This is a genomic window from Danxiaibacter flavus (assembly GCF_041060425.1).
Taxonomy (GTDB): Bacteria; Bacteroidota; Bacteroidia; order Chitinophagales; family Chitinophagaceae; genus Danxiaibacter; species Danxiaibacter flavus.
Window position 1 is genome coordinate 393,276 of record NZ_JAULBC010000005.1, and the last position, 23,746, is coordinate 417,021.

Genomic DNA, 23,746 nt, shown 5'->3' on the forward strand with positions numbered 1-23,746 from the left:
CAGAAGGCGCAAAGATAGCAATTATGGACAAAAATGTCCTTAATAGAGTCGTTATTCAACGATCATTGGGTATATTCCTTAAAAAAAACACGACTTCTGCTTTCAGAAGTCGTGTTAAACAATTATCCGGGTAAAATCCATTATTGCACCACCAGTTTTTCGGTAGTCACTTTCGTTCCATCAACTACACTTACCATGTACAGGCCTTTTGGCAGCATACCTATTTGAAGTGTCTGAATACTTTTGTTTGTTATGTTTTCTTTAATGAGCGCATGTCCTTTTAAATCGGTAACAGTAAGCCATACAGATTTTTCCTGGTTATGAACAGTCCGGGTAACTGTTACATAACTGGTAGCGGGATTCGGGTAGAATTTAATTCCGTTGTCCTTTTTCCTGTTAATCCATACTGCTTCTATATTACTGTAGGAAACATTTCCATTGGCATCGGTTTGCTTTATGCGATAGTAGTTAACACCTTCAACAGGTGCTTCATCCAGGTAATCCAATGCTTCCACTTTCTGTTGTTTTCTTGCGGATGCTGCAGGATTCAGTGGCTTGAATGTAATGCTGTTGGGCCCCCGTTCAACCATATAAGTTGAGCTTTCATCAGCCATTTCCGGTGTCCAGTTAAGCCTTATTTTATCATCATTTTGCAGAGCGATCAGGTGGATAGAAGCGGCGGAGGCAGTTACTGTAAATGAGTCCACACGCACAAGGCTCCAGTTGTTCTTCGCATCCTTTACACGCAAATGCAGATAATGTTTTTTACCCGTAGTAAGTCCGGATGGTACTAATAGCGCAAGTGTTTTCTTAACCGTGTCGGCTTGCGGTGAAATTGTTACGGCATGTCCTTTTCCAACGCCGGGATCGGTATCTACAAAGTATTCAGCCGCAGCTATGGACGGCATGTTAGCTGCAAATGCGGTTACGTGAATTAAGCCACTTGCTGCCGGACCATAATGGCCAGATGTATCCTTAAACCTGATGTATAAAACATGCAGGCCTTCCTGCAAATTGCCGACTGAAAGAGACTGTGTTGTGCTTATAATATCAGACCGGCTAAAGGATAATTTGGTTCCTTTATCTTTCCCCGGATCTGTATCAAAAAAATATTCTGCACCGGACAGTTGCGGCATCGCCGAAGCATGGGCCGTGATATTTACCGGCCATGCGCTAACAGGACCGTAATGTCCAGCACTGTCATTATATCGCAAATACAATATATGCGTACCTTCTTTCAGGTTCTTAGCTGTGAACAACTGTGTGGTGATAACCGATTGTGCTCCGGAAACATTTATTGGTGCCGCCTTGTTTGTGCCGGGATCTGTGTCAAAAAAATACTCCATTGTTTTCAGGCCTGGCATATCGAAATATTTATCAACCGCAATAAGAGTCGATGTCCAGGATCCCCATTGCCTGTTTTCATTCTGAAAACGGATGTACAAGATGTGAGGGCCTTGTGACAGCCCTGCAGCAGATAAGCTAAAGGTACTTCTGATGGTATCGGCAGCAGTAAAAGTTATCGATTTGGCTTTGCCTGAACCCGGGTCCGTATCAAAGAAATATTCCAGTCGGGATAGCTTTTGTCCTTTAGAAACCAGGAATCCAAGCAGTAGAGCCAATATGTATAGTGTCCTTTTCATTATAAAATGTTGTTTATTGGCGGAGTGTAAGTGCATTCAGAAACAAATGAATCCAGCCACAATCAAATAGACGTTTGGTATGATACGCCCCGTTATAAGCATACTTTCACCGGCTGTATTCTTTCATGGAGGATTCATTGTCAAGGGGGTCTTTGGTTCACTTTAATACAGGGGCCGGGTTTAAACCTGGTAACGAGTAACTGATAATGCTTGCTTTATCCGCCAGGTTACAGAAGATGCATCACTAAACATGGAACAGGTAACTAATTGTTTTTCCGTGCTTCAAGCGTAACTGAAAGCGTTCCGTTAGATGCTACCGTCGGGTTCGCAATTTTCATCGTGAAGATATAAGGCAATCTGCTGGTTCTGCTATTGTTCCAGTTCAGGCTTCCGGTTGTGTTGTACAATAAGCCCATATCTTTTCCATCGTTGCCTTTATTATTTGCAGGACCAGCAGCAATGGTAAAGTTCAACAAGGGGTTATCTGTTCCGCTATTAACCAATGCCTGGTCTGCCATCTGCGGATCCTGGTTAAGAACATTGCCACCACCATCAACATTGCTGTTTTGTGTCCAGGGTGCGGTTGCGGGAGTATTGAACGTTATATTGTTTTTGAAAGTGCATTTTACGGTGGAAGATGTGCCATATACCGGAGCTGCTTTGCTGAAAATATTATTCTGAATTACAAGGTTGTAGCAGGCATAATAACTGTTTGTTCCAAACGGATAATACAAGCCGCTGTAATAAAACAGGTTATGATCTACGACAATATTGGAAGAATTTGTGAAATAGAGAATCCCGCCGGCATAAAACAGGTTGTTCTGAATAATAAAATTGGAAAAGTAAGAAGCTACATTTGCCTGGATGTAAGATTTTTCAAACCAATTGCCTTCAAACAGGTAGCCGCTATAAGTAAGCGTGTTGGCGCCGATGGTAATACTTCCTGTGAAATGGTTACGGATAAAACGGAGGTTGTTGATGGAAGCTGTAGTAATATTCAGTCCCACAAATGTGAGTCCCTGGATTTCAGATCCGCTTGCTACGGCGTTATTGATCACGCTTGTTGCAACTGTAGCAGGCACAGCAGAGATCTGACTTTGTGGCCACCAGCCTGGCCCTATAATTACCACGCGTTTATTTGCCAGGGTAAAGCCGGTATAAGTTAAGGATGTGCCTTGCACCATGATAGTGTCTCCGTTTCCACTTGCATCTATTGCAGCCTGAATGGTGCTATACTGTGCAGAAGGAGTTGGTATGTTACAAACTGTTCTTACAGCAGCGAAAGAAAAACTGCAAATCATTAACAACAGCGGCAGGAAAGTGTATATCTTTTTCATTTTTCTGAGTTTTCTTTTAACAGATGATAATATTTTGGTTAGCAGCAACCTCCAATACACAAAAAAGTATTGATCAACCATTCGTTTGTATGGTTGGTACATTGCGACACTTGAGTGAACCGGGATTACTTTATTGAACGACTATCAGAATTGTGTTGTAAACCTAGTATTGGCCACAGGTTTTTGCAATCAGCATTTATTTTTTGAAGATGCTTTATGATTTTCTGACAGAAAGGATTGATTTTTTGAAAAGGCGAGGTTGGGTTTCACGCGGCGAACGCAAAGAAGCGGCGGCGCTGCGGAAAACCATGCTTCACGTTTTAGTGAACAGGCAAGATGTTTAACAACCACAAAAAGAGAAACATTTTAGAAAAAGTCAACTAAATCCCGAAGGGATGAAATTGTTATAGAATGATATAGACGGCGGTATTTAAAACCCGAAGCCCGCCTGACCGGACGGGCAGGGGTTGACATTATACTATGCCACCCTTTCAGGGTTTGAATAAATAATTTATGCATTTACTATAATAATTTCATCCCTTCGGGATTGTATCGGGTAATGATAGCCAGGTAGCCAACTTAGTCTCAGAAAAAAAATTCATAATTCGCACCAGAATGATGCATTCCATTTTGAAGTTTTTTATTGTCATGCGGTTTTTCATTGCTTTCGGAGCCGTAAGTAAAACGTGGTTAACCACAATCAAAAAGAGATGACAGTACGCTTTTTGATCGGTAGCCCGTAGGGCTTTAAGCTCAATAGATATTCTAACATACATGGTCTTTATTGTCCGTAGGACATTAACCCTTTTTATTTGGTTAAAGCCCAACGGGCTACAAGGTTCCCGATTCGATTATTTCTATTGAGCTTTATTCCCTACGGGAAAAATTGCAGCCGTTATAAAATCTGTCTTTGCTACGACAGGTAGTCGATAGTCGAATGCAACGCCACCAGTTAAATATCATGTTGTTTTTCTTCGCTTTCGAAATCGCAAGTAAAACGTGTCCTACACTTGCAAGTGTAGGACACGTTTTACTTGTCATCAGGTCTTCCGTTGTCCGCGTAACCTTAAATGTTTCACACTTTTCTTCCTGAACAGAAGCGAGCCCACACTTATGCCGATGGCCAGTGCAAAAAGAAGAGAACCGGTGAGTACAAAATTGTGAAAGGTTTCGGTTAACAAACCTGGCGTGCGAACGGACGTATCAGTATCTGCTATTTTCACTACTCCAATCATGGTTCTGTAAGCATACAATCCGGGAATCATTGTAATGCATGCCGGCATAGAAAAAACTACCGGTGGTGTATGTACAACATGCGCCGCACCAATACTGCAAAACCCAATGAACAAAGAGCCTGCAAGTGTAGCCGCTATAATCCCTATTTCAAATTCTTCCCGCAAAACAAAACGTAACATATGTCCGCCTGCGCCAAGCAATCCGGCCATTATAACCGCTTTTTTCGGTGCATTAAATAACAATGCAAACCCAACGCCCACAAAAAAAGCCAGCAATCCGTCTTGCAGTACACGTAGTATTACCGAGTCAAAACTGATCATAACAAAGGTTTTAATAATTACTAAAGCCAATGAGCATCATGCTTAAGATCATACCGATCGCTATACCAAGCAAAATGCACGCAGCATATAAGCCCCGCGCCATGGCTGTGGGAATATGCCCTTCAATCATGTCCATAATCGCATTTAACAAAGGCACACCGGGAATGAGATATAAAACACTTGTTGCCAGTGTTGATTCAGGCGTCTTTCCAAAATGATACAACACGTCCATGCCCGCAATAAGACTGGTTACAAATGAGGCAGGGACAATACAGATCAGTACATTAAATTTCAGCCCCGCCAACAAACGCCGGAAATATAAACCCGCGCAGGAAGCAACAAATGCCACAAGAGCATTTTTGTAATCGCCATGCATTAACATACACAAAGAAGCGCAGGCGATGCCAATGCCAAAATAAATCTGGCCCGCTGGTCGGTGAGGCATTTTGCTAATTATCTCCAGCTCCCGCTCAACTTCTTCAAAAGAAAGCTGCTCATCTTTAACGCGCCAGGATAAAACACTTATCTGACTAACAATACCATAATGAACACCATGATGCGCCACTCTTTTGAATTTGGTAACCAGGTTCGAGTTTTCCTTGTCCTTTAGGCTGACCATGATACCGGTAAATGACGAGAACAATTCAATCTTACAGTTCCATGCGTTGGCAATGCGGCTGATATTCACGTTCATCCTCCTGCTGTTACTTCCCGAGCTAAGCAATAAAACGCCTATACTCAGCAGCAGGTCTGCAATGCGTTCCGTGTTTTCTTTGTGAGATATAGAGGTTGTTTGTTCCATTCAAAAAGTGTTATACTTCTATGAATATTTTAAAAGGCCGCAAAGTAGATTGTTTTTATAGGTTTAAAGGTGATAAAAATCAAACGATGTACGATGTGAGGTGTACGATGTGAGCATCCTCTAACTGCAGGGCCTGTCATAAGTACGAGTTACGAAGTACGAAGTACTTAGGTGCTGCAGTTTCATTTTTCACAATCTTTTTCATGTACGATGTACGATTTTAGATGCCTGCCCGTACCGACGGCACGTTCGGGCGGGTACGATGTGGCTTCGAAACAATGTGCTGTCTATAAGTACGAAGTACGCTGATGCATCAGTTGCATAGTTCACAATCTTTTTCATGTACGCTGTTAGATGTACGGTGTACAATGTGAATGGCTTCTGACTACTGACCCTGTCGAAAGTACGGGTTACGAAGTACGAAGTACTTAGGTGCAGCAGTTTCATTATTCACAATCCGATTCATCTGCAATCTTAGATGTAGCCACCTTGTAACTGTCCGCTGTCTCACAAGTACAATTTACGAAGTACCACTTGCTAATCCAAAGTTCCATCCAACCAATCCTCCAATCCCATAAATCCCGATCCAGACAAAAATCCTCGCTCCAAATAAAAAAGCAGGCTTCCATAAGAATACCTGCTTTCTTTCTATATTCAAATCATAATGTTATCCTATTTGAGAAACCAAAGCTCAATCCAATCAATCCCCTAATCCTCCCAATCCCGGTCCAGACAAATTTGACCTGTCAAATCCTCGTTTCCTAATCCTGGCCTACGATTCTAAGTTTTGCGTAGTTCAACATAATCTTTTTCTCTCCGTTCAGTTCAAACTTCACCGTCGCGATCGGGTTGTGAGCGCTCCCTTCCAATTTCAGCACGGTACCAAACCCAAACTTCTGGTGCTCCACTTTTTGCCCGGCCTGCAGATTGCTGGTATCGCTGGGAACAAAGTCTGCCGAAGGCTTATGTTCAACCACTTTTGGCGCTGTGGCCTGAGGTGGCATATAAGAAGGCTTGCTTTCGACAGGCTTGCGTTCAGGTCCAGCTTTTTTTGCTGGTGGTGGTCCATATCTTTTTTCAACGCTTGCCATGTCATTATAATCACCAAAGCCGCGTTGCATGCGTTGGTAGGCAGAACCTGCATTTTCGAAACTTCCTTTGTTGTGCAATCCGCCACCAGCGTAGGTTTTATCGATATATTGCTCCGGCATTTCATCCAGGAAACGGCTGGCTTCGTTCTGAACAAGATTTCCAAAACGGTAGCGCGCATTGGCGTAAGTCAAAAACAATCTTGCTTTTGCCCTTGTAACTGCTACATAAAATAAACGGCGCTCCTCTTCCAACTCTTCGCGCGTGTTGATGCTCATGGCACTTGGAAACAGTGTTTCCTCTACCCCAACCACAAATACTACCGGAAACTCAAGACCTTTTGCTGCGTGAATGGTCATCAGTTTTACAACATCCGCATTTTCATCATCGTCATCAGCATCTGTCAACAACGTAATTTGTTGCAGATAGGCGCCAAGACTTTTCTCTATTACTTCACCTTCTTCACTATCGGGGCTTTCTGTCCATTCTTTAATTGAGTTCAGTAATTCCTGTACGTTCTCGTAACGTGCTAAACCTTCAACCGTTTTATCATTAAACAGTTCTTTCACCAGATTGGTATGTTTACCTACCTGAACTGCTACATCATACGCATTTTTATCTCCAAGCATGCTCTGGAAATAGCGCATCATGGTAACAAAGTTGTTGATGGACTCCAGCGTTCCCGCTTTAAATCCAAACTCCCCTGCGCGTTGCAATACTTCCCAAACAGTAATATTCTGTTCGTTGGCAAAAATTACAATCTTTTCAATGGTTGTTTTACCAATACCACGAACCGGATAGTTGATAATACGTTTCAACGCTTCTTCATCTCTTGTATTTACTACAACGCGCAGATAAGCAATAAAGTCTTTGATCTCTTTACGTTGATAGAAGCTTACACCTCCAAATATTTTATAGGCAATCCCCATTCTGCGCAAGCTTTCCTCGAAAGAACGGGATTGCGCGTTGGTTCTGTATAAGATCGCGAAATCGCGGTTATAATAATGATTGCGGAGTTTTTGTTCCTGTATGGTGTCAGCAACAAAACGGCCCTCATCATTATCCGTCATTGTGCGGACAAGCTTGATCTTCTCTCCTTCTTCATTATCGGTCCAAAGATCTTTAGGTATTTGGCCTTTGTTATTTTTAATTACTTCGTTAGCAACATTCAGAATGCTTTTTGAGCTGCGGTAGTTCTGCTCCAGCTTCACCACTTTCACATCATCGTAATCTTTTTGGAACTGCAATATGTTTTCAATGGTTGCGCCGCGGAAACTATAGATACTCTGCGCATCATCGCCCACCACACAAATATTTTCATTGGCTGCAGCCAGGAGTTTTGTGATCTGATACTGAACGGTATTAGTATCCTGGTACTCATCAATCATGATGTACTTGAACTTATGCTGAAATCTGTGCAATACTTCAGGAAAAGTTTGCAGCAGCTCATACATTTTCAACAACAGATCATCAAAATCCATTGCGCCATTCTTAAAACAACGTGCTGCATATGCCTGGTAGATCTGAGCAATAGCCGGGCGGTTACTGCGCATATCTTCCTGCTGAATATAATGATCCGTTGCATATTCGGCCGGACCAACCAATGCGTTCTTTGCCTGCGAAATACGGCTGTGAACTACGTTAGGTTTATAATGTTTATCATCCAGGTTAAGTTCATTGATCACAGTTTTTAACACACTACGGCTATCATCCGTATCATAAATAGTAAAACTGTTGGGATAACCGATGCGATGCGCCTCTCCTCTCAAAATTCTTGCGAATACACTGTGGAATGTTCCAATGTATAAATTGCGGGCGTTACTGTTTCCCAGTATTTTTTCAATACGTTCTTTCATTTCTGCCGCCGCTTTGTTGGTAAACGTCAGCGCCAGAATGTTAAATGCATCAATGCCCAGGTTCATTAAGTGGGCGATGCGGGTTGTTAGTACCTTGGTTTTGCCGCTACCTGCGCCAGCCACAATCATCAACGGGCCATTTACATGCGTTACAGCCTCTGCCTGTTCCTTATTCAGTCCCTTTAAATAATCTTGCATGGTGCGAAGATAGGATTTGGGAAGGGAAAAAGAATGGCGGAGCGGGGCTGTTGTAGTCAATAGTGAATGGTCAATAGTGAAAATTTGGAACATTTGAGAAGTCAATGGTGAATGGTCAATAGTGAAAGGTGTAACAGCCTCCTATTTTGCGAAGCCGTGGTAAAAAATTTTTAAAAAACAAATATTGGTCGTTAACACTAAGTTTTTCAACAAACCTTAAAATGTCGGCGAATGAAGCACTTAGATTGAGCGAGAACCTCTAAGAAAGAAAGTCTGCGCCACTTTCTGCTATTAACTATGCCCTTTTCCACATGGTATTTTTTTTAGCAAAAAGAATAGCTAACAAAAAAGAAACGAGCCGCACCTTTCACTATTGACCATTCACTATTCACTATTCCTCCCCATCCACTATTCACATCTGAACTCTATCATTATCTTCGCGCCCATGACAGGCATCGACAGCGTTCAACTTAACCAGGTGATAGTACATAAAGTGGGTAATCCTTCACGCGCGGAAGAATTAAAACTTTCGTTGAATCCGCTCTCATTAAATGATGAGATGGTAAGAAAGTTGCTCACAAAATATTTTCTGGGTTCTTTCAATGAAAATGAAACTTATCGTTTTACACATATAAGTGATGTAAATCTGAACGAAGTTTTCAATTACGTAACACAACTTTTTGAAAAACCGAATGAATTTGTCGAGACTTCGGCTATCCTGGCGCAGTTTCTTTATTCAAAAAGTACGCACGTAAAGGTGAAAGAAGGCGAGTTGTATGTCGCTTTGTTTGACGATGTTCCTTACGACGGTGACTTTGTGCAGGCTGTCGGGCTTTTTAAAAGTGAAAGCAAAGAAACCTTTTTAAAAGTTTTTCCTCATGGCAAAAGCTGGGAGGTAATTCAGGAAGAAGGTGTTAACATCAATAAGTTGGATAAGGGCTGTCTTGTGTTCAGAAAACACCAGGCGGATGGCTATGTGGTTTGCATAGTTGATGCCACCAACAAACAAAACGATGCACAATACTGGGTTGACGATTTTTTACAGGTTACGCCATACACAGACAGTTATCACAATACAGATAAATATCTCGGTCTCTGCAAGCAATTCATTACGAATGAATACGCAGAAAAATTTGAGGTGAGCAAAAGCGAGCAAATTGATCTCCTAAACCGCTCCATGGACTATTTTAAAAGCAAGGAAGAATTCAACCTGCAGGAATTTGCCGAAGAAGTAATTCACCACCAGGAAGTGGTAGACACTTTTATGGATTATAAAAAGAATTATGAAGCGGCGAAGAATTTTACCATGGAGGATGAATTCAGCATTCATGTTGCAGCAGTAAAAAAACAGCAGAAAAGCTTTAAAACCGTACTTAAACTCGACAAAAACTTCCATGTTTATATCCATGGGCGTCGCGATTTAATGGAAAGAGGTTACGACGAATTAACTAACAAACAGTATTATAAGCTGTACTTTGACGAGGAAAGTTAGGTTAGTTGAGAATGGAGAATTCCTGCCCGACTAAGTTCGTTAGGCGGGGAAAATTGAAAATGATTTGTATCTCTTTAATAACCTGATTTATTGCGAATAATACATGTTATAGAACATAATGTAAATAATTTTTAGACTTTTATCCACATACGAATTGTGTCGAGGTGACATGTTTCCATTTTAACTTTTTCCTGATTTTGTAAATACAATTTCCCGATTCGGCAGTAAAAAACTCCGGATTAGGGATTTTTTTGCGCAAAATTTAACGCTGTGAAGAATATTGTGTTTTTTTTCTGCGCTTTAGGAACTGGAATTGTTTCTGCAAATGCACAAAATGCTATTGTAAAGGGGAAAGTTGTTACTACGGACGGAAGACCTGCTGAGTCAGTTGCGGTTGTTTTGAAAGAATCACGCAAGTCTACAATCAGCAACGAAGACGGAACCTTCTCGTTCAAAAACGTAAAACAAGGCAAATACACTGTTGTTGTTTCTCATACAGGTTTGCAAACCAAAGAACAAAACATAAACATTCAAACAAGTGATGAAACCCTTCAGTTGGACTTTACGCTTGCCGAAACTGCTCAGCAACTGGATGAAGTGATCATCAGTGGCAGAAGAAGCACAAATATCCGCACGGTTTCTGTTGGAAAAATTCCTATTTCACCAATGGATCTTCCACAAAGCGTTGCTGTTATTGGCGAAGGAACTATCACCAACCAGCAGGCAATGCGCCTGAGCGATGTAATAAAAAATGTAAACGGTGTTTATCTTGGAACTACTAGAGGTAGCACACAGGAAGCTTTTTATGCACGTGGATATAGTTTTGGTAGTGGCAACATGTTTAAAAACGGATTCAGGGTTAACTCCGGCGCTATGCCAGAAGTGAGTTCACTTGATCGCGTTGAAATATTAAAAGGAAGTGCATCTATTCTTTACGGTAACGTTGCGCCCGGCGGCATTTTGAACATGGTTACCAAGCAGCCTAAGTTTGAAACAGGAGGAGAAGTTTCCATGCGTATAGGAAGCTACAGCCTGTATAAACCTTCGTTTGATGTATATGGCCCAATCAATTCTAAAATAGCTTACCGCGTTAATGGTACCTACGAAAATGCGAAAAGCTACCGTGATGTTGTTAAATCCGAACGCTATTATATCAACCCTTCCCTGTTGTTTAAATTAGGTAAACGCACGGAGTTATTGGTTCAGGGTGATTACCTGCATCACAACTTTACACCTGATTTTGGTATTGGTTCTATCGGCGACACAGCAATCGCTCCTCTTCCACACAACAGGTTTCTCGGTACTAACTGGCAATACACCAAAACGGATCAAAGCACTGCCGGCTTTAACCTGAAACACCAGTTAAGTGACAGATGGACATTGAATGTCGGTGGTTCTTATCAATCGTATAAAAGAGATTACTATTCTACTGAAAGAATTCAGATCAAATCAAACGGAGACTGGGCAAGACCTATCAACAGACTGAATTCAAATGAAAAATATTATGTAGCCCAAGCGGACATTAATGGTAAATTCAAAACTGGTAAAATTGAACATACACTGTTGACAGGTATTGATGCGGACAGGTATTATACAACAAACTATGCGTATGATATTGCTGGTATAAAAAGTGGCATTTATGATACTATCAATATTTTTGACAATGGCAAATACACAGCCCGCACAGATATGCCTGATGCAACCAAATCAAAAGTGGGTCATCAGCCTACCAACCGTTTTGGTGTATATGCACAGGATCTGATCAGCCTTTCTTCAAAATTAAAAGTATTGGTTGGCTTGCGCTGGTCTTACCAGAATGCGCTTGCACCAGATACGTTGGCTTATGCAAGTGGTAAAACTACTGTTGGTAAAGACAAAATTGATAAAGCTTTCTCTCCAAGAGTCGGCATCGTCTACAAACCATTTTCTACAACTTCCGTTTTCGCGAGCTATTCAAATTCGTTTGTACCTAACACTGGTACTGATATTTATGGTGGTCAGCTTGATCCCTCTATTATCGATCAATTTGAAGTTGGTATCAAAAACGATTTCCTGAAAGGGTTGCTTTCTGTAAATGTTACAGCTTATCGCATCATCAATCACAACCTGGCACAAACAGCACAATTTGATTCTTTGGGTAATCCGAACAGTAACACAAACCTGAAACAACTTGCGGGTGAAACTACCAGCGATGGTATTGAACTGGATGTAGTTGCACATCCTGTAAAGGGCCTTGATGTACTTGCAGGTTATAGCTACAATAACATGCGTTACACAAAAACACCGGATGCGAAAGGTAACTATGTTGAAGGACAGAGACTGGTTAACACCCCTGCCAACACTGCAAATGGAAGCGTTTTCTATACTTTCCAAAACAAGTTAAGAGGTTTTAAAGTTGGCGCTACGGTTGTTTATATTGGCAAACGCTATGGCGGATGGAACGATACAAAACAGCAAACACAAACATACTCCCGTTTAATTCCTGTTGATGGATTTACAACACTCGATTTCAGCGCAGGTTACACTTACAAAAAGGTTTCATTGCTGGCTAAGATCTCCAATGTTACCAACGCTTTGAACTACTATGTTCACGAAAACTATAGCATCAACCCAATCCCTCCAAGACAATTTGTAGCAACCGTTGCTTATAGATTTTAATTGATGGTGAGGCAATTTTAGCAATCGCTGACATTCATAAAAAAGGCTACCGGTAAAAACCGGTAGCTTTTTTATTTCCTCACTTTTTGCTTTCGTAACTTTAAGTACAACAACAATCAGCTTATGAAAAAAATTATCAGTATTGTTTATCTTCTTTATTGTTTCAGCATCGGGGCATCCGCTCAGGATACCACATCTCATCCAAACACATCAGCCAAAGGATGGACCGATTTATTTAAAACCGATCTTTCCAATGCCGTATTCCCCGATGGTGTATGGAGCGTAACGGATGGCGTATTGACGGCCACAAAAGATGAAGCTATCTGGAGTGAGAAATCTTACAACAATTTTGTGCTGGATCTGGAATTTAAGAATGCGGAAGGAACTAATAGTGGTGTTATCGTACATGCCAGCGATATTAAAAACTGGATACCACATTCAGTAGAAATTCAGATTGCAGATGATTATTCAGAAAAATGGTCCAGGGCCTCACCAACATGGCAATGTGCAGCAGTTTTTGGCCACCAGGCTGCAACCAAAAGAACAGTTAAAAAACCAGGTGAATGGAATCACTATACCATTACATGCATTGATAAAAAAATATGGATAGTACTAAATGGCGAACTGGTGAACAGTTTTGATATGAGCTTATATACTTCGGCAACCACCAATCCCGATGGTTCACAAATTCCTGCATGGTTAAGTAATCCGTTATCATCATTGCCCCTGAAAGGACAGATAGGCTTACAGGGTAAACACGCAGGTGCGCCAATATGGTTCAGGAATATTAAAATAAAAGAAGTGAAGTGAAAGTTGTCTTACACTTTGAAAGCTCAGGACAACTTTCTTTCACGTAGTAACATAGAAAAGCCGGAGCAGCTTCAGCGCCCCGGCTTTTTCGTGCTTGCCAGGTTTTCATATCATACGAATGAAAAGTAAATACTACTGTTTAACTTGAGCAGCATCAGGTTTCCTTGTCGTATCCTTTTTAGAAGTATCCTTCTTGGTTGTATCCTGATAAGATTCGTAAGAAGCCAATGCCTTAGAATTTACTTTCTGCGTATGGCCTACTGTAATTGCCGTTCCAAATACAGCCACTGTAACAAGGCCTGATAATAATAATTTTTTCATAGTCATAAACTTTTTTTGATTATACCATGTTATTTTTCAAGTATCATGCCATTAATAAAAAGCGGGTGAAAAAACATAATAAAAAAAAACTTAAAGCATCACCTGTTGAACAACAATGTCGCAGTATTAATTCAACTTTATACTTATGAAAACATTCTTGGCTTTACTGCTATCAGTTCTTGCCATAATAGTATTTGTAGTGGCCTCTAAACCTGACTATGATGAGTGCATGCAAATGGGAAAACAAATTGCGGAAAGACGGATAGCCCGTAAATATCCCGGGTACTTAAATGTTGCAGATACCACGTTGGATAGTGCAGCATTGCATGCCCCTCAAAAAATAATTGTTACGGACAGGTTCTTGTTTAAAGAGATTACATACTCATGGAACGGCCATGTTCAATTATTAGGTAAGGCTTATCTTGGAAGTTTTCATATTTCACCGGACACGGTTGGAAGACCGTAAGACGCGTAAGACGCGTAAGACACGTAAGACACGTAAGATAGTAAGACAGTAAGATAGTAAGAAGGGAAGAGCGGTCCAGTTTGGTAAGATTAGAGAAAACATTTCATTTATCACTCTCACCAGTAATCCTAATACAATTTAATGTACTGTGCTATCGGCAACATGCATTTTTCCGGACTTCACACGAACACTATCGCCTGTAGATTGCCTGATATACTGTGAACCGGTGCATGCTGCATATGCGATCATTAGTACTATCATCAGCACCATTACAACAACTTGCTTTTTCATAGCGAGGTTTATTAACCTGTTGCAAGGATAAAGCCGCTTTCTTTCAAATAAGGTAAGTGTTCTTTTAAATAAAATTTTATACGCACGCGCGGCACTAAATACACATTTTCCTCTTGCTGTTGGCAGTTTAATGTACAAACAGGTTTGGTTCAAAAATTGTCACATTATACTGTTATGAAAAGGAATGTTCATATTGGCATGTCAGGTTGGAGTTATGGCGACTGGAAAAACGTGTTTTACCCTTCGGGTATTAGCAGTAAAGAATGGTTGTCATTTTATGCTGAATCATTTTCCTGTACAGAAATCAATTCCAGCTTCTATCGTTTGCCGCGCAAACAAACAGTTGAAAATTGGGCTGACATGGTGCCGAAGCATTTTTATTTCTGTCCGAAGCTAAACAGGTACATCACACATCTGAAAAAACTGCGTGAACCGGAAGAACCCATGGAGCGGTTCTTCGGCGTATTTGCCCCGATGTTAAAAAAGATGGGACCGGTATTGATACAACTTCCTCCGTCGCTCTCTTTTCATGAAGATGTAGCAGCTGCTTTTTTCGGGTTATTGAAAAACAAGTACAGCGTTGCAGATTTTGTATTGGAGCCGCGGCACAAAAGCTGGCTGGAAGACGAAAGCATCAAGCTGCTAAAAAAGTATAAGATTGGGTTTGTAGTCTCACAATCGGGCGTTGGCTTTCCTTATGCCGAATATATAACATCAGGGAACATTTACGTTCGCTTTCACGGACCAGGTAAGTTATACGCATCTTCTTACACAGAAGAAGAACTTACTTATTTCGCTTCTCTGTTCAAAAAATGGCTGAAAGAAAAACATAGCCTGTGGATTTTCTTTAACAACACCTATAATGGCATAGCTATCGAAAACGCCAAAGTACTTGAAAAAATGCTCACTTAAACATTCGTGATCACATCAAAACATCAGATATGATAAAATCTTGGCCTTTACTTATCAGACTTACATTCATCTTACTCTTACTGTTCCTCGTTCTTTACGCTCTTTATATAGCGCAGGGCATTTTCGTTCCGTTGGGATTTTCTCTTCTGCTGGCTATATTGTTGCAGCCAATACAGTTTAAATGTATGCGGTTTAAAATTCCACGCATACCGGCCATTATGATTGCCATGCTGGTTGCTGCCATCGTTCTTACCGGCATACTGGTATTTATGTATTACCAGGTTTCAACTTTCGTAAACGATTTTGGTACGGTTAAGAAGAATTTGCTGCAGTTTTTTTCCCAGGTGCAGGACTGGTTCAGTTCAACATTCAATGTAAGCAAACAGAAACAACAGCAATTAATTGAGCAAACAAAGGAAAACAGTGTCGAAAAAGTTGGCGCGGTAGCTGGCATTATTGGTGCATCCTTCGCCTCGGTAGTTGTTGTTCCTGTGTATGTATTTCTTTTTATGTACTACAGCGACCATCTAAAGCATTTTATCGTCAACCTGTTTGATCAAAAACATCTAACTAAGGTAACGCACGCGTTGCAGGAGGTCCGTACTGTTATACAACATTACATTACCGGGCTTTTGTTAGAAACTACCTGTGTGGCTGTGCTTAATAGTATCGGTTTAATGATCATCGGTGTTCCGTTTGCTATATTGCTTGGCGTTATCGGTGCCATCTTAAATCTTATTCCTTATATAGGCGGTCTTATTTCAGTTGTATTAACAGCTTTAATAACATTAACCAATACGGGCGATGCATATAAAATGCTTGGCTCATTTATCGTTTATTTGATAGTACAGTTTATTGACAACAATTTTTTTGTTCCGCGCATCATTGGTTCACATGTAAAACTCAACGCGCTTATTTCCCTTATTGCAGTTTTAGTTGGCGGCGCCATTGCAGGTGTGGGCGGTATGTTTTTAAGTATTCCTTTTATAGCCATTGCCAAAGTGGTCTTTGATCATGTGGAAGATCTCAAGCCATGGGGAACATTGTTTGGTGATGAGGAAAATGCAGGTTGGAACTTACGGTTGGCCAGAAGGAAAGCACGCGCAATTCAGGCAAACAAAAAAGACAAGTGATACAAATACCACTTGCCTTTTGCAGATTAGACAGGGATTCGGAAAACAGCTATCTTGAAACGGCATGTATGCCTTCTGCTATTTCTTCAATCATTTTTTTGTTGAATGCATCAAGATCTTTGGGACTACGGCTGGTAACCAACCCGTTGTCCACCACCACTTCTTCATCTTTCCAGGTAACGCCTGCATTTTCAAGATCGGTTTTGAGAGAAGGATAGGAAGTCATCTCTTTTCCTTTCAGCAAACCTGTTTCTATCAGCAGTTGCGGACCATGGCATATGGCTGCAATAGGTTTGCCTTCATCAAAGAATTGTTGGGCAAAGTCTACACAATCTTTATTCAGCCGCATTTTATCCGGATTGATAACTCCGCCGGGAATCATTAACGCGTCATAGTTTTCTACGTCTGCATAAGCAACCTCTACATCAACGGGCAATTCAATGGACCAATGATCATGATCCCATGCTTTTACTTTGTCTTTTTGCGGAGACACTATATGCACTTTGGCACCAGCATCTTCTAAAGCCTTTTTCGGACTTGTCAGTTCCACTTCCTCAAAGCCGTTTTCAGTAAGTATGGCAACAGTTTTACCTTCTAGCTTTTTCATTACTTTTTGTTTTTGTGATTTTAGAATGATTTATGCCAAAACCGCTACAAAAACCAAGCCTCCGGAATTGTGTAGAATTTTTACGTGCTAATACTTTTTCATACAGGTTTTACATATATAACTGCGACGCTTTGTTTTGCCTGTGTATTTTTTTTGAATGGGATGTTTTTGCGGACATTCTTTTTGTTCATATACTTCCCAATGTTTCTTCAGTTCATATTTCTTTTTCCATTTGAGAAAGTCTTTGCTATAAGTTTTTGTCTGCTTGATAAGAGCTGTAATCTTTTCCGGGGGAATGTTTCCAAGTTTTGATTCAGGATGAATCTTAACACGATACAAAACTTCATTACGGATAATGTTACCAACACCTGAGAAAATATCAGCATCTAACAAAAGATCTCCGATCTGCTTGCTTTTATCCTGCTGAAGCAACATTTTTTTGACATATGCTGCGCTCCATTCAGGAGAGAGCATATCGAGTCGCCAGTCGTACACATCATTGAGATCCTCATTTATAATTTTTGCAGAAGCAACGTAACAGTTTAGCTCGCCGTTGGTGAAGGCCAGGTGTACACTGGCGTTCACGCCTTTTTTTCGATCGTTGATGCGGTAATTTCCAAAAAGTCCAAAAGGTACCCTTACCGTGAAATCGTTAAAACAGATCAGGAAATGCTTTCCCCAGGTTTTAAAGTCAATAACCTTTTTATGCTCCAGTTGCGAAAAATCAATTTTCGCATACCCTTTGGCTTCTTTAATGATCTTTCCTTTAAACGGCGCAACCTCTTCCTTTAAAATAACCAGTGACGGACCTTCCATACTATGCTTTTTCCTTTACAAGACCTTGTTTGGATCTTCCCCATTTGGACAATATGGTTTTATCGTTTAACAGGAACAGAAAACCATCCTCAAACCGATAATTGGTTGTTGACATCAGGTTGTCCAGGAATGCTTTTTCATTATACCCCTGGCAAGCCATTTTAGTTGTAACCAGCTGATTATTAAATATTAGAGAATCACCCTGCACCGAAAACCGGCCTTTTAAGCTATTACATCCGGTATTCCCGGAAAACGAGCTTTCTTTTAGAGAAAACTTAAGTGTAGGTGTTGTGCCTGTGGCGGTGTCGGATGCCATTGCCGGTTGCAAAAACCACTCGCCTTCAAGAGATGGCGTTTTGGTCTGTTGTTTGAGTGTTGTTCCGCCAATACTTGAAAAAGCAACCAGAAGAAATACGTAGACAAATATATTTTTCATGGCTTTCATTTTTTGATGTAGAAAATGCGCTGTTATACCCATAATACAGGGAGTATTGTTTCAATTTTCCTGCCAGCAGCAGAAGACTGTCGCTAAATCTTAACAAAATGGTTTCCAATAACGAAAATGCCAGGCATAGAAGCTTTTTATTCTTTCATTAATTTTGTCTCTATGCAAGACACAATTGTTAATAAAGTTGCGGAGAGCGGGATTATATCGCTGGATCTTGAAAACTTCTATCCAAAAGGCGAGATAAAAGTGTTTGATCTGAAGCATCATTTATTTATGGGATTGATTTTGAAGGAGAAAGATTTCAGGGCTGCCCTTCAGGCGACAGATTGGGAAGCTTATCGCGATGCTTACGTTGCAGTAACCTGCTCGGCCGATGCGGTAATTCCCATGTGGGCATATATGCTGGTTGCTACATATTTGCAGCCGGTTGCCAAAGATGTGGTGTTTGGTGATGAGAAAAGCCTGGTAAATACCCTCATCATAAAAAACCTTGGTTTTGTGAACGGTGAAGAATACCTTGACAAAAGGGTTGTGGTGAAAGGCTGTGGAGACGTGCAAATACCAGAATCAGCCTACCTGGAAATAACGAACAAGCTACGCCCATTCGCTAAAAGCATAATGTATGGCGAGCCGTGTAGTACGGTGCCGATTTTTAAGAAGAAGTAAGAGTGAGAAGGAAAATATTGGAAAAGTTCGGGGAAGCCCGGACTTTTTTTGATTCCATAAGAAAAGTATGCACACCCAGATACTTTTCCTGAGAAAGAATCCGGGTTAAATTTATTAACGCCAGGAATTCAGGCTGCCCCCTGCGGCAAAACAAAAAACAGCTTCACCGTTCCACGAGCCATTTACTATCTTCATGCTGTTAGAACATAAGCAAAAGACACATTAGCCGAACAATCGGAATTGAAAAAATAACGTTTAGAAAAAAATGGTTATGGAATTTGAAATACCATTATTACCCCCAACATCTGACATTGAAACAAAAGCTGTATTGAAACAGTTGGCTAACGCGCATCGCTATCTGGCATTGTTGAATGGAAGATGCAACGTGATACCAAATGAAAATATTTTGATTAACACCCTTTCCTTACAAGAAGCAAAGGAAAGCAGCGCTATAGAAAATATTATCACCACACACGATGAAGTTTATAAGGCTGAATTATTGGAAAGTTTTGTAAATGACGCCGCCGCCAAAGAAGTAAGCCGTTATGCACAGGCCTTAAGACAAGGATTCCAAGATGTCCGGAAAAATAAACTAATTACCAATAGGCATATTCTGCAAATACAGCAAACGCTGGAACAGAACGATGCAGGATATCGAAGAAATGCAGGCACTATACTAAAAAACGAAAGAACCGGAGAAATTGTCTATACACCACCACAGGATTATCCAGCCATTGAGAAATTAATGAACAACCTTGTTCAATTTATAAATGATGAATCAATGAGCGATGCGGACCCTTTAATAAAGATGGCGGTTATCCACCACCGGTTTGAGACGGTGCATCCGTTTTACGATGGCAATGGTCGCACCGGCAGAATTATTAACATTCTTTATTTAGTTAAAGAAGACCTGCTCACATTACCTATTCTATATCTGAGCCGCTTCATTATTCAATATAAGGCTGACTACTACCGGTTGTTACAACAGGTAAGAGTAGACGGAAATTGGGAACCATGGTTACTGTTTATGCTTAAAGCAGTAGAAGAAACTGCCAAGCAAACCCTTCATTTGATAGATGGAATAAAAAATCTGATGCAGGATTATAAAAAACGCATCCGAAGCGAGCTTCCTAAAATATATAGCCAGGATTTGTTAAATAATCTGTTTAAACATCCTTATACCAAAATAGAGTTTTTGGAAACTGAACTGAATGTGAGCCGGCAGACGGCCTCTATTTATTTGAATAAACTTTGTGACGCTGGAATGCTCACTAAGATCAAGATAGGAAAAAGCAACTTTTATATGAATGATCCGTTATATCTGCTTTTTTTGGATGGAGTACCACCCGCTCAACCAGCGGAGCCTATTACCACTATAACTCGCTAATATTTAATGGATTATCATCTGTCCGAAAATGCTCTTTCTTAACATATCGAAATAACATGTTAGAATTTTCGTATTTTACAAACACGAAAATAGGACATGTTAGAATTTTTGTATTTTCTTGACACGTGTTAAAGATATCAGGGCAAAAACCTATTTCATTAACATGACAATAATTCCAAACGAGACGCAAATTATGGTTTCCAAAAGCCAACCCAACAAACTTCCTCTTCATTTGGAATTGTATTTACACTATGGCTAATAATAAACGCTATAAACTAAAAGGAGAACAAATAAGAAGCTTGATCGAACCAATGGGAGGTTGCATCGCAACCGACAAAATAACTGTTCACGGCGAGTTGGTGGATTATATGTTACGAGAAAAACCAGTCAATGATATAGATAGCGGATGGCAGTTTTTTTCGGGAACAGAAGATCAAGATTATGTCAATGATCCAAATAACTCTGCAATTTATGATGTAAATACAATTGCAAATTACGACCCTGCTATAATTCCTTATTTGCATCTGCCTGTCGGAACGCAACTTGAGCGGATTCGCGGAACTGATAAATTTCAGATTATACCTGGCTAAAATAAGTTACTCACATCCCAATCGTCATTTCCTTGCGACGTGTCGAGCGTACTTATGCAGAGACAGCCACTCCTTCAAATTTGTTTCGATCAATGCGTAAAAAAAATATAATGCGTCCCGTACAAGTACGTTCTGCTCAAAATCAACTGTACATATTTGCGCCAGTATCGGCTAACTGTTGTTTCTGACGCTGTCTCTATTTAATTGTAACGATACAATTCCTAATTTACTGATGGGCCATCGCAGCGATTATAAAAAACTTATTTCGCTCCAGACCTTTTTTTGACCGAGCACTATTTATTAATATGTTTGCTGATGCCTTATTTAATGACAAACAACCAATAACCAACATAGCAATGTTTAAAAAATATAAGAACTGGTATAGTAATTTGAGCCCTTTGAAGCAGCTGGCAGTCTCGTTTATTATCAACTGGTTCATATGGTTAATTGGTTCGTTGCTCGGTGATAAAGTTTTTTTTGATGAGCCACATTCAACGAAATATCATCTTTTTTACGCAACCTGGATGGCTTTTATTCCCACCATGTTCTCCAATTGGGCAAAAATGAAAACACTGTTTAAGAGTGAGAATAACACAACAGGAAGTGCGCAGTGCTAAAAGGCTAATCCCGGCTATGACAAAGTATTAAGGGAGCAAAGTATTCACCGATATCCACGGCAAATTGTTTGAAGGAGCCAAAGAAAAATTATCCACCACCAATTTATCCATAAGCGAAATCGCAAAGTTGTCAATATCAACGGGCAAAACTATAACCATCAAATCGAAATTAGAGGGACCAGTTTTTCTCTTGTGTCAGTGACAGACCCGTGTTTAAAATTATTAGCAGATCACAATTTGTTTTGAAGATCTGAAACCAGTCTCTGTATAGCTCTGTGTGTTCTCCGTGCGCCTCTGTGTAATTGTATTTTTTATTTCACATAGGATGAAAAGGCAGAAGCAGAAACGGAGTGCCACGGAATCGTTTGCGTATTTATCTAAACCCTAAAATCTCATTCTGCTTATCTTTAAACGAAAGCAATTCTTGTCATATGCCCGACAACAACTATTCAAGAAGAAAATTTTTGACGCAGGCCGTATTGGCTTCGGCTGCAGCAGCCACGCCTGGTTTATTAATGGCAAAAGGCCGCGGCTCAACGCGCAGCTCAGACAAAGTAAATCTCGCTTGCATTGGTATCGGTAACCGGGGCGGCGAAATTATCCAGGAGCTTTATAAAACCGGCCTGGCTAACATCGTAGCACTTTGTGATGTGGATATGGAAGCACCTCACACGCAGGCTACACTCAAACAGTTTCCGGATGTGCCGCGTTTTAAAGACTTCCGCCAGATGTTCGACAAAATGGGCAACCAGATTGAAGCTGTTTCAATCGGCGTTCCCGACTTCGCTCACTTTCCTATCACCATGATGGCGATTAGCCTTGGTAAGCATGTATATGTGGAAAAACCCATGGCCCGCACTTTCAACGAAGTGGAACTGATGATGAAGGCTGCAGCTAAGCATCCCAAAGTGGTTACGCAAATGGGAAACCAGGGGCATTCTGACGCCAATTATTTCCAGTTTAAAGCCTGGAAAGATGCTGGCATTATCAAGGATGTGACCGCCATTACTGCCCACATGAACTCAGCAAGACGCTGGCATGGCTGGAATCCAAATATTACTTCTTTCCCTGCAGCAGAGCCTGTTCCAGCTACACTGGATTGGAATGTATGGCAAATGCAAACACAGGGACATCAATATAATAAAGACTTTGTAAACGGTCAGTGGCGCTGTTGGTTCGATTTTGGAATGGGCGCTTTGGGCGACTGGGGTGCGCATCTGCTTGATACCGCTCACCAGTTCCTGGATCTGGGTCTTCCTTATGAAGTTACTCCGCTGAAACTGGATGGACATAACAACTTTTTCTATCCCATGTCCACCACACTTTCCTTCAAATTTCCGGAACGCGGCAACATGCCACCCGTAGAAGTGAAATGGTACGACGGACTGGATAATCTTCCGCCTATCCCTCCGGGTTATGGTGTTCAGGGACTGGATCCGAATATTCCACCTCCAAGCAACGGACCAATCAAGCCGGCGAAACTTAACCCCGGCAAAATCATCTATAGTAAGGAACTGACTTTCAAGGGAGGTTCTCACGGCAGCACTTTATCCATCATTCCGGAAGAGAAAGCAAAAGAAATGGCTTCGAAATTACCGGTTGTTCCGGCAAGTCCTTCCAACCATTTTGCCAACTTCCTTAAAGCATGTAAAGGAGAGGAACAAACACGTTCACCGTTCTCCATTGCAGGGCCATTAAGCCAGGTCTTCTGCCTGGGTGTACTGGCGCAATGGACAGGCGAGAAAGTTAGTTTTGACAGAAAAAAGAAAATAATCACCAGCAGCCAGAAGTTAAATGACTTGCTGGTTGGTCCTCCCCCGCGCAAAGGATGGGAGCAATATTATACCGTTTAGTTAAGTACGATTTACGAAGCCCGCCCGCGCCGAATGCGCATTTGGACGGGTACGAACTACGTGGGTGCAGCATGCTTCTTTATTGTTAGCAACGTGAAGAAGTGAAACTCGTTAATCCCGAAGCAAGTCAATCCAAAGGCAAGTTTCGGGATTATTTCTTTTTCGGCAATTCAAAAATTAGCTTTGGGTAAGCAACAT

The 23,746-nt window shown here is 40.9% G+C and carries 22 protein-coding genes; 11 read left to right on the top strand and 11 right to left on the bottom strand.

All coding sequences use genetic code 11. From position 1 onward, the window contains the following. Positions 1–140 precede the first annotated feature (140 nt). The 6 genes from QTN47_RS16505 to QTN47_RS16530 all read right to left on the bottom strand — a co-directional run bounded on the left by QTN47_RS16505 (position 141) and on the right by QTN47_RS16530 (position 8,481). Positions 141–1,643 carry a T9SS type A sorting domain-containing protein gene (locus tag QTN47_RS16505; RefSeq protein WP_369330503.1) on the bottom strand — a complete coding sequence of 501 codons (1,503 nt, stop codon included), beginning with the start codon at positions 1,641–1,643 and terminating at the stop codon, positions 141–143. 263 nt (positions 1,644–1,906) lie between these two features. After that, positions 1,907–2,980, bottom strand: coding sequence for a right-handed parallel beta-helix repeat-containing protein (locus tag QTN47_RS16510; RefSeq protein WP_369330504.1), 1,074 nt, complete (start codon positions 2,978–2,980; stop codon positions 1,907–1,909). Positions 2,981–4,020: 1,040 nt separating this feature from the next. Further along, complete coding sequence (locus QTN47_RS16515; protein WP_369330505.1) at positions 4,021–4,536, bottom strand: threonine/serine exporter family protein; 516 nt, start codon at positions 4,534–4,536, stop codon at positions 4,021–4,023. A 10-nt stretch (positions 4,537–4,546) separates the two neighbouring features. Beyond that, positions 4,547–5,338 carry a threonine/serine exporter family protein gene (locus tag QTN47_RS16520; RefSeq protein WP_369330506.1) on the bottom strand — a complete coding sequence of 264 codons (792 nt, stop codon included), beginning with the start codon at positions 5,336–5,338 and terminating at the stop codon, positions 4,547–4,549. Positions 5,339–5,858: 520 nt separating this feature from the next. Then, the gene (locus QTN47_RS16525; protein ID WP_369330507.1) at positions 5,859–5,996 is read right to left on the bottom strand and encodes a hypothetical protein; all 138 of its coding nucleotides are present in this window, start codon (positions 5,994–5,996) and stop codon (positions 5,859–5,861) included. A gap of 103 nt (positions 5,997–6,099) precedes the next feature. Continuing rightward, positions 6,100–8,481 (bottom strand): ATP-dependent helicase, encoded by a 2,382-nt coding sequence (locus QTN47_RS16530; protein ID WP_369330508.1) that lies wholly within the window; start codon positions 8,479–8,481, stop codon positions 6,100–6,102. A gap of 445 nt (positions 8,482–8,926) precedes the next feature. On the opposite strand from QTN47_RS16530, the gene QTN47_RS16535 reads away from it, so the two are divergent. The 3 genes from QTN47_RS16535 to QTN47_RS16545 all read left to right on the top strand — a co-directional run bounded on the left by QTN47_RS16535 (position 8,927) and on the right by QTN47_RS16545 (position 13,441). Next, the gene (locus QTN47_RS16535) at positions 8,927–9,973 is read left to right on the top strand and encodes a nucleoid-associated protein (RefSeq protein WP_369330509.1); all 1,047 of its coding nucleotides are present in this window, start codon (positions 8,927–8,929) and stop codon (positions 9,971–9,973) included. A 270-nt stretch (positions 9,974–10,243) separates the two neighbouring features. Beyond that, on the top strand, positions 10,244–12,631 hold the full coding sequence (locus QTN47_RS16540; protein ID WP_369330510.1) for a TonB-dependent receptor: 2,388 nt from the start codon (positions 10,244–10,246) through the stop codon (positions 12,629–12,631). Positions 12,632–12,754: 123 nt separating this feature from the next. Then, a complete protein-coding gene (locus QTN47_RS16545) occupies positions 12,755–13,441 on the top strand; it encodes a 3-keto-disaccharide hydrolase (RefSeq protein ID WP_369330511.1) in 687 nt (228 codons plus the stop codon). A gap of 132 nt (positions 13,442–13,573) precedes the next feature. On the opposite strand, the gene QTN47_RS16550 is transcribed toward QTN47_RS16545, so the two are convergent. Beyond that, positions 13,574–13,762, bottom strand: coding sequence for a hypothetical protein (locus QTN47_RS16550; protein ID WP_369330512.1), 189 nt, complete (start codon positions 13,760–13,762; stop codon positions 13,574–13,576). A gap of 145 nt (positions 13,763–13,907) precedes the next feature. Between QTN47_RS16550 and QTN47_RS16555 the strand changes: the two genes are divergently transcribed. Further along, positions 13,908–14,228, top strand: a complete 321-nt coding sequence (locus QTN47_RS16555; protein WP_369330513.1) for a hypothetical protein — start codon at positions 13,908–13,910, stop codon at positions 14,226–14,228. Between the two features lie 138 nt (positions 14,229–14,366). On the opposite strand, the gene QTN47_RS16560 is transcribed toward QTN47_RS16555, so the two are convergent. Continuing rightward, positions 14,367–14,519, bottom strand: coding sequence for a hypothetical protein (locus QTN47_RS16560; protein WP_369330514.1), 153 nt, complete (start codon positions 14,517–14,519; stop codon positions 14,367–14,369). A gap of 174 nt (positions 14,520–14,693) precedes the next feature. Here QTN47_RS16560 and QTN47_RS16565 point away from each other — a divergent pair, with 174 nt between their 5' ends. Together QTN47_RS16565 and QTN47_RS16570 are read left to right on the top strand one after the other, a co-directional pair. Beyond that, a complete protein-coding gene (locus tag QTN47_RS16565) occupies positions 14,694–15,431 on the top strand; it encodes a DUF72 domain-containing protein (protein WP_369330515.1) in 738 nt (245 codons plus the stop codon). 29 nt (positions 15,432–15,460) lie between these two features. Then, complete coding sequence (locus tag QTN47_RS16570) at positions 15,461–16,564, top strand: AI-2E family transporter (protein WP_369330516.1); 1,104 nt, start codon at positions 15,461–15,463, stop codon at positions 16,562–16,564. 49 nt (positions 16,565–16,613) lie between these two features. Here QTN47_RS16570 and QTN47_RS16575 read toward each other — a convergent pair whose 3' ends face one another. The 3 genes from QTN47_RS16575 to QTN47_RS16585 form a co-directional block, all read right to left on the bottom strand. Further along, complete coding sequence (locus tag QTN47_RS16575; RefSeq protein WP_369330517.1) at positions 16,614–17,171, bottom strand: type 1 glutamine amidotransferase domain-containing protein; 558 nt, start codon at positions 17,169–17,171, stop codon at positions 16,614–16,616. A gap of 87 nt (positions 17,172–17,258) precedes the next feature. After that, entirely contained in the window at positions 17,259–17,987 is a 729-nt protein-coding gene (locus tag QTN47_RS16580; protein ID WP_369330518.1) for an endonuclease, read from the bottom strand. 1 nt (position 17,988) lies between these two features. Next, on the bottom strand, positions 17,989–18,423 hold the full coding sequence (locus tag QTN47_RS16585; protein WP_369330519.1) for an META domain-containing protein: 435 nt from the start codon (positions 18,421–18,423) through the stop codon (positions 17,989–17,991). Between the two features lie 171 nt (positions 18,424–18,594). Between QTN47_RS16585 and QTN47_RS16590 the strand changes: the two genes are divergently transcribed. The 5 genes from QTN47_RS16590 (at position 18,595) to QTN47_RS16610 (ending at position 23,548) form a co-directional block, all read left to right on the top strand. Then, positions 18,595–19,101: a DUF2480 family protein gene (locus QTN47_RS16590; protein ID WP_369330520.1), complete on the top strand. Its 507-nt coding sequence runs from the start codon at positions 18,595–18,597 to the stop codon at positions 19,099–19,101. 271 nt (positions 19,102–19,372) lie between these two features. Continuing rightward, on the top strand, positions 19,373–20,488 hold the full coding sequence (locus QTN47_RS16595; RefSeq protein ID WP_369330521.1) for a Fic family protein: 1,116 nt from the start codon (positions 19,373–19,375) through the stop codon (positions 20,486–20,488). Between the two features lie 251 nt (positions 20,489–20,739). Further along, positions 20,740–21,078: a DUF2185 domain-containing protein gene (locus QTN47_RS16600; protein WP_369330522.1), complete on the top strand. Its 339-nt coding sequence runs from the start codon at positions 20,740–20,742 to the stop codon at positions 21,076–21,078. Between the two features lie 356 nt (positions 21,079–21,434). After that, positions 21,435–21,695, top strand: coding sequence for a hypothetical protein (locus QTN47_RS16605; protein WP_369330523.1), 261 nt, complete (start codon positions 21,435–21,437; stop codon positions 21,693–21,695). Positions 21,696–22,126: 431 nt separating this feature from the next. Then, positions 22,127–23,548 carry a Gfo/Idh/MocA family protein gene (locus QTN47_RS16610; RefSeq protein ID WP_369330524.1) on the top strand — a complete coding sequence of 474 codons (1,422 nt, stop codon included), beginning with the start codon at positions 22,127–22,129 and terminating at the stop codon, positions 23,546–23,548. Positions 23,549–23,746: the final 198 nt, after the last annotated feature.

What these genes read in the sequence shown, in the direction of transcription:
- QTN47_RS16530 (WP_369330508.1), bottom strand. Translation starts at nt 8,481, where the DNA reads ATGCAAGATTATTTAAAGGGACTGAATAAGGAACAGGCAGAGGCTGTA.
- QTN47_RS16600 (WP_369330522.1), top strand. Translation starts at nt 20,740, where the DNA reads ATGGCTAATAATAAACGCTATAAACTAAAAGGAGAACAAATAAGAAGC.
- QTN47_RS16520 (WP_369330506.1), bottom strand. Translation starts at nt 5,338, where the DNA reads ATGGAACAAACAACCTCTATATCTCACAAAGAAAACACGGAACGCATT.
- QTN47_RS16605 (WP_369330523.1), top strand. Translation starts at nt 21,435, where the DNA reads ATGTTTAAAAAATATAAGAACTGGTATAGTAATTTGAGCCCTTTGAAG.
- QTN47_RS16510 (WP_369330504.1), bottom strand. Translation starts at nt 2,980, where the DNA reads ATGAAAAAGATATACACTTTCCTGCCGCTGTTGTTAATGATTTGCAGT.
- QTN47_RS16565 (WP_369330515.1), top strand. Translation starts at nt 14,694, where the DNA reads ATGAAAAGGAATGTTCATATTGGCATGTCAGGTTGGAGTTATGGCGAC.
- QTN47_RS16535 (WP_369330509.1), top strand. Translation starts at nt 8,927, where the DNA reads ATGACAGGCATCGACAGCGTTCAACTTAACCAGGTGATAGTACATAAA.
- QTN47_RS16545 (WP_369330511.1), top strand. Translation starts at nt 12,755, where the DNA reads ATGAAAAAAATTATCAGTATTGTTTATCTTCTTTATTGTTTCAGCATC.
- QTN47_RS16515 (WP_369330505.1), bottom strand. Translation starts at nt 4,536, where the DNA reads ATGATCAGTTTTGACTCGGTAATACTACGTGTACTGCAAGACGGATTG.
- QTN47_RS16505 (WP_369330503.1), bottom strand. Translation starts at nt 1,643, where the DNA reads ATGAAAAGGACACTATACATATTGGCTCTACTGCTTGGATTCCTGGTT.
- QTN47_RS16555 (WP_369330513.1), top strand. Translation starts at nt 13,908, where the DNA reads ATGAAAACATTCTTGGCTTTACTGCTATCAGTTCTTGCCATAATAGTA.
- QTN47_RS16585 (WP_369330519.1), bottom strand. Translation starts at nt 18,423, where the DNA reads ATGAAAAATATATTTGTCTACGTATTTCTTCTGGTTGCTTTTTCAAGT.
- QTN47_RS16595 (WP_369330521.1), top strand. Translation starts at nt 19,373, where the DNA reads ATGGAATTTGAAATACCATTATTACCCCCAACATCTGACATTGAAACA.
- QTN47_RS16610 (WP_369330524.1), top strand. Translation starts at nt 22,127, where the DNA reads ATGCCCGACAACAACTATTCAAGAAGAAAATTTTTGACGCAGGCCGTA.
- QTN47_RS16580 (WP_369330518.1), bottom strand. Translation starts at nt 17,987, where the DNA reads ATGGAAGGTCCGTCACTGGTTATTTTAAAGGAAGAGGTTGCGCCGTTT.
- QTN47_RS16570 (WP_369330516.1), top strand. Translation starts at nt 15,461, where the DNA reads ATGATAAAATCTTGGCCTTTACTTATCAGACTTACATTCATCTTACTC.
- QTN47_RS16575 (WP_369330517.1), bottom strand. Translation starts at nt 17,171, where the DNA reads ATGAAAAAGCTAGAAGGTAAAACTGTTGCCATACTTACTGAAAACGGC.
- QTN47_RS16560 (WP_369330514.1), bottom strand. Translation starts at nt 14,519, where the DNA reads ATGAAAAAGCAAGTTGTTGTAATGGTGCTGATGATAGTACTAATGATC.
- QTN47_RS16590 (WP_369330520.1), top strand. Translation starts at nt 18,595, where the DNA reads ATGCAAGACACAATTGTTAATAAAGTTGCGGAGAGCGGGATTATATCG.
- QTN47_RS16550 (WP_369330512.1), bottom strand. Translation starts at nt 13,762, where the DNA reads ATGAAAAAATTATTATTATCAGGCCTTGTTACAGTGGCTGTATTTGGA.